The organism is Lentibacillus sp. (assembly GCF_035301675.1).
Lineage (GTDB): Bacteria > Bacillota > Bacilli > Bacillales > Amphibacillaceae > Lentibacillus.
In genome coordinates this window covers 1-4,750 of sequence record NZ_DATGTT010000094.1, presented here as the reverse complement: position 1 = coordinate 4,750, position 4,750 = coordinate 1, and the positions used below count along the sequence as shown (strand labels likewise).

The following is a 4,750-nucleotide window of genomic DNA, read 5'->3' as shown; positions in this document are numbered from 1 at the left end:
CTTCTATAATGTTGATTTTCGGCAGCTGCCGAAAATTGTCATATCCCACTCCGAAAGCTTGATGTAATCATTCCAAGATTATCTCACAACCCTCATAAAACTTCGTATCCCGCTAACGGCAAAACAATGCGCATGAATGATATTCTCCTGCATAAAATGAAATAAATGAACCGGACAAGCTTAAATTGGTAAAAGATCAAAATCAGTTTACTGGCAAGGCGGGTGTGAAGATTGATGCTATTAACCTTTTTTATGATTGGATTTGGACTTGCTGTCTCCGGCGGTGTCAGCATTATCGCCTATATGAACTTTTTGCCTGTCGGGGTTTCCTGGGCAGATTACATTATTTTTATAGCGGGGAGACCTGAATGTTACTTTCTTCCAATTGGGGTTCTGGTGATGTCGATTGCATTATTCCGTTATCCGAACAACCTTTAATTTATGGCGAATCGAATAATTTTTTCCAATTTGGTCATAATGTATCTTAAGTACGGATTCAAAAGCTCATAACTTATCGGGAGCACACCTGTAAGTAAATTAATGACTTTTGGATACCCCTTTTAAATGATTCATTCAAAGTGAGGGTTGTTTATGCTGTATTTACATGATGTCTGGGTGAATTGGTTTGAAGGTGAAGAAAATGGTTATAGCGTCTGTCATTTTCATGAATGGCGGAAAAATGACGGCATTGAGCTGCTTGACCAGGTACCATTACTGTACATAACTGCGGACCTTTACGACTACATTGAAAATGACATGCACGATTTGCCAGAAGAAATGATGGACAAAATTTATAAACGGGCATATATGCGCAAAGGCCAGGAGCGCAATGGACTTGATTTCGCAGCCGTGGTAACCGATGGGAATGATATTATTGCATTTGATACGATCGGCTACCAGATACCGGTACGGAAAAGCCGGCTGATCCCAAGGCAGGAACAGCTTGTATTTGATATGGTCAGCACGACTAAACCCGAAACGTTTAACTTTACAGGGCGAAAAGTGGAAAAAGAGTATCATATGTTATCGATGGAGCCAAGGCTTATTCATGGGTTAACAAGGCGGGAGCGCCAGTTGAAACAGATACTGATGATTGCACTGGATCAGCTTCATACAGTCAACAACCCGGAAGAATTACGGTATTGGCTGACCGAGTGGGATCCGAAAAAATACCCGTTTATACGGTATATGGATAAAGAAACCGTCTGGAATGAACTTTATGAAGGTGTCAAAAAAGGCTGGAGTCAGTCACATGAAGATCTATGCGTCAAAATGATTAAAGGGCAACCATTTCTCGAAAAAATGTGGGAAGCAGAGCAGGAACCGGCGCAAAACACTTCAAAACAGAAATGAAATAGAAAAGGTCAAAGTTGAATTAAAAACCCGGTATTTGCTTTCACGATCAAGCGAATACCGGGTTTTCTTTATTCCGCATCTAATGGTCAGTAACCCGCCCAAGTACGGCGGATAACTGGAAAAAGCATCCCACTGAATGAAGTTTCGCTTTATCATTAAATAGTGGCCGGTTATTTGTTTAAACCGTTTTTGATATTACCGCTTTTTCTTCACACGTCCGAGTCCCATCGCCTTCTTGGCTTTTTTGAGCATTTTATCGGCTTCAAAAGAGGCGCTGCCCGCACCTTTATCCAAAATCTCATCCAGCTTCTCAGAGTCAATCAGCTCATCGTAGCGATCCTGAATAGGTTTCAGCACGTCGATGACTGCATTGGCCGTTGCTTGTTTAAATTCGCCATAACCTTTCCCTTCAAATGCTGCTTCCAACTCCTGAATTGATTCACCGGAACAGCTGGCGTGAATTGTCAACAGATTTGACACACCTGGTTTGTTTTCATTATCGAATTTCACTATGCCGTCTGAATCGGTTACAGCACTTTTAATTTTCTTTTCGATTTTTTTCGGTTCGTCAAGCATCGAAATAAATGCTTTTTCATTTTCATCAGATTTACTCATTTTCTTAGTCGGATCCTGCAGTGACATAATCCGTGCGCCGACTTTCGGTATGCTCACTTCCGGAATGGTAAAAATATCATTAAATTTATTGTTGAAGCGCTCTGCGAGATTACGGGTCAGCTCCAAATGCTGCTTCTGGTCTTCACCGACCGGTACAACGTCAGTTTTGTAAAGCAGGATATCAGACGCCATCAGCGGGGGATAAGTTAATAATGCTGACGATACAGATTCATTTCCAGCGGATTTAGCTGTTTTATCCTTGAATTGGGTCATGCGTTCCAGTTCACCGATATAGCTGATGGACTGCAGCATCCAGCCCAGCTGTGTATGGGCCGGAACCTCCGATTGGATGAACAACGTTGATTTTTCCGGATCGATTCCGGATGCGATGTACAATGCTGCCAGCGAGCGGATATTGTCCCGCAGTTTCAGCCGATCCTGTGGAACAGTGATTGCATGCTCATCAACGATACAAAAATAGCAGTCACTATCTTCCTGTAACTCGATAAAATGCTGAATCGCTCCCAAGTAGTTTCCTATTGTTAACGTGCCGCTTGGCTGAATGCCTGAGAAAATTGTTTGCACGATCCCTTCACTCCTTCATCTTTCACTCAACTTGAATCAAACACTTAATAAGGCTTGGTCACTTGCGCTTTTGCTCTTAACCGGTTTTCATACCTTTAATTTCAATAAAAAAGTTCATTGATCCCTCATATAAAAGGGACGAATGAACCGCGGTGCCACCCTTGTTATCCTGCCATTATTATTGGAAGGATCACTTCATCAGTAATATTGCTCCAAAGTCCAATTCCAAATCACCTTGATACTTGTTTTCACCAGCCACAAGCTCTCTGAAAATCAGTGGGCAACTGTACTAAATCTTTTTCATCACAACTATAGTCGTTTATATAATTATATACAATTCATGGCTGAAAAACAAGAATTTGCGCACCCTTAAATAAAATCTTTTCCATAGCTCTTGGACAATTATGTATTATCACATATCTGATATCATTCTTTTGATAAGGGGAATTTCACGGAATTGTCACACCAACATATTTATGTAGCCTTATTTTCATCAAATTTTAACATAGTCCATTTATGGTGGGTTATGAGGATTGATCAGGATTTTTTCGTTTCATATCACAAAGCATGATGTAATCAAAGAAAGAAATAAAGAGTTTTAAACCTTATATTGGAAAGAGGGATTAGAATGGGCGGAATTGAAGCAGATACAATGTTGATTGCAGGCATGTTGCTGGCAGTGGGAGCAGGAGCGCTGTCCTTTTTGTCACCCTGCGTGCTGCCGATTTTCCCAGCGTACATGTCATATATTACAGGAATTAGTGTCAAAGAATTGCAGGGAAGCAAGAACTCCAAAATTCGCAGGCAGCTATTAAACCATTCCCTCTTCTTTCTGCTGGCGGTTTCGCTGGTTTTTATCAGCCTGGGTGCCAGTGCATCGTTTGTGGGACAGTGGGCACAGGACTTGCTGTTGGGAGATTCCGGCTTATTCATTCAACGGATTGCAGGGATTTTCATAGTTTTCATGGGACTGTTTGTTGCCGGCTGGATTACTATACCGGCATTAATGAAAGAAAGGCGCTTCCATTATACCAAAAAGCCTGCTGGTTATTTGGGAACATTTTTTGTTGGTCTTGGGTTCGCGGCAGGATGGACCCCCTGCATTGGTCCGATATTCGGATCGATTCTGCTTTTGGCTGCCACGAACCCCGGGCAGGGCGTCTTTTACACGATTATGTATGTCATTGGCTTTTCACTGCCATTTGTTGTGTTGACTTTTTTCCTCGGATCGACGAGATGGATAGTCCGGCACAGCCAGGTCATTATGAAAATAGGCGGCGTGATTATGGTTATCATGGGATTGATTTTATTCTTTGGCTTCATGCCTCGTATTACAGGTTTTTTGCTTGATTTGGTACAAGGTACATGGTTGTCGAAATTAGGTTAATGTGGAGGAGATGTTAATGAAAAAAGCAGTTCTTATCTTAATTGCAGCCGCAATGGCAGGCTGGGCTGTCTACGAGTTTGCGAGTTCATTTGAAGGGACTGGCGATGGGGATGGTGATCCGTCTGGTGGAAATATGATTACCTCCCCGCCAAAAGAAGATTCTGAAGAAGTTGTCGAATCCGACGAGGTTGGACTGGAATTGGGACAGATCGCTCCCGACTTTGAATTGCAAAGACTGAACGGGGAAAAAGTGAGTTTATCCGATTACAGAGGAAAACGTGTCATCCTTAATTTTTGGGCAACATGGTGTCCGCCGTGCAGGGAGGAAATTCCCGACTTTCAGAAACTTTATAGCAACAAAGATGTCGTGATTTTGGCAGTCAATATGACGGATACGGAAAAAAGTGATGAAGACGTCGATAAGTTTGTCGATAATTATGAAATGACTTTCCCGGTATTGATGGATATAGACGGTGAAATATCCTCCAAGTATGAAGTACAAGCCTATCCGACTTCCTATATGATTGATTCAGACGGTCATATACAATTTATGGCAATGGGTGCAATGAATTATGAACTGATGGAAAAAAGATTGGGAAAGATGGATTAATTTATTCTCTTGTTGTTCTTCAAAGGTCCATTCCGATGTGTAACGAGTTCCCGGCTCAGCTATTGAAGAAACCAACAATTGACAGGGCACGAGTTGACAAAATGAGAAGATATTTATTCTGCCATGACTTTTGTTAAACCGTATATGTATTTCAAATAAAATAGAGAAAATGGAAGGAAATCAAAAATGGTCACGTT

At 41.6% G+C, this 4,750-nt stretch carries 5 protein-coding genes and 1 other annotated feature; of the genes, 4 read left to right on the top strand and 1 reads right to left on the bottom strand.

The annotated features are described in order from the left end of the window. The first annotated feature begins 234 nt into the window (after window positions 1-234). Complete coding sequence (locus tag VK097_RS13700; RefSeq protein WP_324212360.1) at window positions 235-438, top strand: YuzI family membrane protein; 204 nt, start codon at window positions 235-237, stop codon at window positions 436-438. A gap of 153 nt (window positions 439-591) precedes the next feature. Further along, window positions 592-1,353 carry a YjbA family protein gene (locus tag VK097_RS13695; protein WP_324212359.1) on the top strand — a complete coding sequence of 254 codons (762 nt, stop codon included), beginning with the start codon at window positions 592-594 and terminating at the stop codon, window positions 1,351-1,353. 198 nt (window positions 1,354-1,551) lie between these two features. Here VK097_RS13695 and trpS read toward each other — a convergent pair whose 3' ends face one another. Further along, on the bottom strand, window positions 1,552-2,556 hold the full coding sequence (gene trpS, locus VK097_RS13690) for a tryptophan--tRNA ligase (protein WP_324212358.1): 1,005 nt from the start codon (window positions 2,554-2,556) through the stop codon (window positions 1,552-1,554). Window positions 2,557-2,687: 131 nt separating this feature from the next. Further along, window positions 2,688-2,869: a binding site (T-box leader), on the bottom strand. Window positions 2,870-3,184: 315 nt separating this feature from the next. Here trpS and VK097_RS13685 point away from each other — a divergent pair. Both VK097_RS13685 and VK097_RS13680 read left to right on the top strand, forming a co-directional pair. Then, a complete protein-coding gene (locus tag VK097_RS13685) occupies window positions 3,185-3,943 on the top strand; it encodes a cytochrome c biogenesis CcdA family protein (RefSeq protein WP_324212357.1) in 759 nt (252 codons plus the stop codon). A 16-nt stretch (window positions 3,944-3,959) separates the two neighbouring features. Next, window positions 3,960-4,553, top strand: a complete 594-nt coding sequence (locus VK097_RS13680; RefSeq protein WP_324212356.1) for a peroxiredoxin family protein — start codon at window positions 3,960-3,962, stop codon at window positions 4,551-4,553. The last annotated feature ends 197 nt before the right edge of the window (window positions 4,554-4,750 follow it).